Annotated in this window: 2 protein-coding genes; both read left to right on the top strand. The window is 42.6% G+C overall.

Annotation, left to right across the window (positions count from 1 at the left end):
- A partial coding sequence (locus tag NH399_RS25225; protein WP_253044287.1) for an amino acid adenylation domain-containing protein occupies positions 1–2,695 on the top strand: 2,695 nt, incomplete at its 5' end.
- A gap of 2 nt (positions 2,696–2,697) precedes the next feature.
- A partial coding sequence (locus NH399_RS25230) for a condensation domain-containing protein (protein WP_253044289.1) occupies positions 2,698–3,055 on the top strand: 358 nt, incomplete at its 3' end.

Raw genomic sequence — 3,055 nt, forward strand, 5'->3', positions numbered from 1 at the left:
GCATTGGCAACGAGAGTGGTTGAGTGGTGAGGTGTTGGAGCAGCAGTTGGGTTACTGGCAGACTCAGTTAGAGGATGTGCCAGTGGTTCATGGTTTACCTCTCGATTTTGAACGGCCTGAGCTGAAACAGTATCAAGCGGGTACTGTGATTAAGCGGTTACCAGAGTCGCTGAGTGTTGCACTACAGAGTCTTGCGACTCAAAACAACATGACCATGTTCATGATCTTGCATGCGGCTTTTGCTTTATTACTTTCACGACACAGCAACAGTCAAGACATAGTAATTGGCACGCCAGTAGCGAATCGAACGCAATCGGAATTGGATGCATTGATCGGATTTTTTGTTAACACATTGGTGTTGCGAACTTCGACAGACTATAGCGATTTTAATGACTATCTTGAGCATGTAAAGCAAGTGAATCTGGATGCACAGTTACATCAGGATGTGCCATTTGAGTTTTTAGTTGAGCATTGTTGTCAGAGTCGAAGCCAACAACATACTCCATTGTTTCAGGTGCTTTTGACAATGGATGAAGATCAAAGTGCGGAGCTTCAATTACCGGAAGTTTCATTGTCTCCCATTGCTACTGATCATTCTGTCGCGAAGTTTGATTTGGAGCTGAGTGGACAGTTTGATGACAAAGTATTGGAACTATGTTGGCTATTTGATACATCGCTCTTTACACTCGAGCATATTGAACAGTTGCAGGAACACTTTGTTCGCTTACTTTCTGAGTTTGTAAAAACAGATATTCAAAAGGTAGAGCAGCTACCATTACTTTCTCGTAATGAAGTTGAATATCAAGTTAATGAATTAAATCCGCAAGCAAAGTCAGTGTTAGCAAAGCAGTTAACTCATCAATATATAGAACAGCAAGTTGAGAAAACACCAGATAACGTGGCCGTTATCTGTGATGACCGCTCTCTGACTTATGCCGAGTTAAACGCGCAAGCGAATCAGCTTGCTCATTATTTATTAGAGTTGGGTGTTAAGCCTGGCGATTCTGTTGGACTTTGTGTGGAGCGCTCGCCAAATATTATTGTTGGCATGCTGGCAATATTTAAAGCGGGCGGAGTTTATGTTCCGTTAGATCCTCAGTATCCTCAAGAGCGACTCAGTTTTATTGCATCAGACGCACAATTAAATCATGTACTGACAAGTTCTGAACTTGAGCGTTACTTTAGTTCTCAGGATAAAATGACGTCAATTGAGATGGACTCAGAGAAAACTTTATCACTCCTGTCTCAATATTCCGAAGACAATCTTAACCTGGCGTTTTCACATCCACTAGAGATGCCTGCCTATATTGTCTACACCTCTGGATCTACCGGACAACCTAAAGGCGTGTTAGTGGAGCACATTGCCTTAGCATCGCACTTGTTGAACGTGTGTGATTATTTCCAGTTCAATTCTACCGATACTGTACTTCAATTAGCTTCCTATGGATTTGATACTTTCTTTGAGCAAACCCTGACGGGATTAATCGGTGGAAGTAGGCTTGTGATTGCACCAGATGCATTGCTCGAAGGGCAGGCTTTCTTCAAAATGGTTGAACAACATAAGGTGACTATCACCGATTTGTCGCCAGGGTATCTGGCTCAGATCACACACAAAGACTTTGATACTTTATGGCAAAGCTGTTCATTAACTCGTTTGGTTGTGGGAGGCGAAGCACTTGGTAAAGAAGTCGTTCAACAATGGTTCGACTTAGATATTTCATCATCCTGTCAATTGTTTAACGCTTATGGTCCAACAGAAGCGGTTATTACTTCAGCTGTTAGAGCAATCAACAAAGACGATTTGCAACAGGTAAGAATGGGGCAAGTGTTTGGCAATCGTCAATTATTGGTATTGGATGAGCACCAACAATTATGTCCTCTAGGAACCGTTGGAGAGTTATACATTGGCGGCCCTTGCCTGGCAAAAGAATACATCAACCAACCTGAGTTAACTAACAAAAGTTTTGTTAAGCATCCTTTATCTTCACAACGACTTTATCGAACCGGAGATCGTGTTCGATATCTTCAAGATGGTCAGTTGGTTTTTGTTGGGCGAGAAGATGACCAGGTACAAATTCGTGGCTACCGAGTTGAGTTAGCTGAGATCGAACAGCAGCTTCACACATGTGAGTATGTACGTCTGGCAGCTGTCGTTATGAAGGCCGGTGATGGTGGTGAACCTTCGCGAATGGTTGCTTTTCTTGAGCTTGATCCTAGTTTTGCCAAAAACTCAGAGTGGAAGTCTCTCTTAAAAGAAGAGCTTCAAGAAAAAATTCCTGGTTACATGATGCCCTCTTTGCTCGTGTCTCTTGAAAGCATGCCTTTTAATGATCGAGGAAAAGTCGATAAGAAAAAATTACAGACAATGGAGTCTTCGTGGGAAGAGGAGCATTACATAGAGCCTGCAAATGATGTAGAGACTATGGTTACTGAAATATGGGGCTCGTTGTTAAACATCGAGGCCAAGGCTATCAGTGTTGATGCTAACTTTTTCGAGCTGGGTGGGCATTCATTGTTAATTGTTCGTATGGCGACGGACATTCGTCAAAGTTTCAATTTGGAACTACCTGTTCGTACTTTGTTTGAGATAAAGAACTTGCGTGAGTTAGCCAGTTTGATCATTGCGCAACAAACACTTTCGACAATCGACGAAATGAAAAAGCAGGCGGTAGTCAAAGAGGAAGGAGTGCTTTAGTGATGCAACAACTACTAGAGAAAGCTGCACAACATGGCGTTTTTCTTTCCTACGATGGCGAGTACTTAAAGTATGAACTGACTGTTGATGAGTTTCCTGAAGATATCAAACAGGATGTTTTACAAAATAAGCAACAGTTGATTGATTTCTTTAAAGCTGTTCAGTCTCAAGGCGAATCAGTCGAACGACCTTCGCTGACGCCCAGAGAAAACAGTGAAACGTCAGAAGTTTTATCCTTTGCGCAACAACGTTTATGGTTTATCGACCAGTTGGAAGGCGGCAGTCCAGAGTACAACATGCCGATAGCGTTGCGTGTAGAAGGGAGCTTTGATGTTGAGATAGCAGAGCAGGCTTTGCAGG

The organism is Pleionea sp. CnH1-48 (genome assembly GCF_024124665.1).
Classification (GTDB): Bacteria; Pseudomonadota; Gammaproteobacteria; order Enterobacterales; family Kangiellaceae; genus JAMXSB01.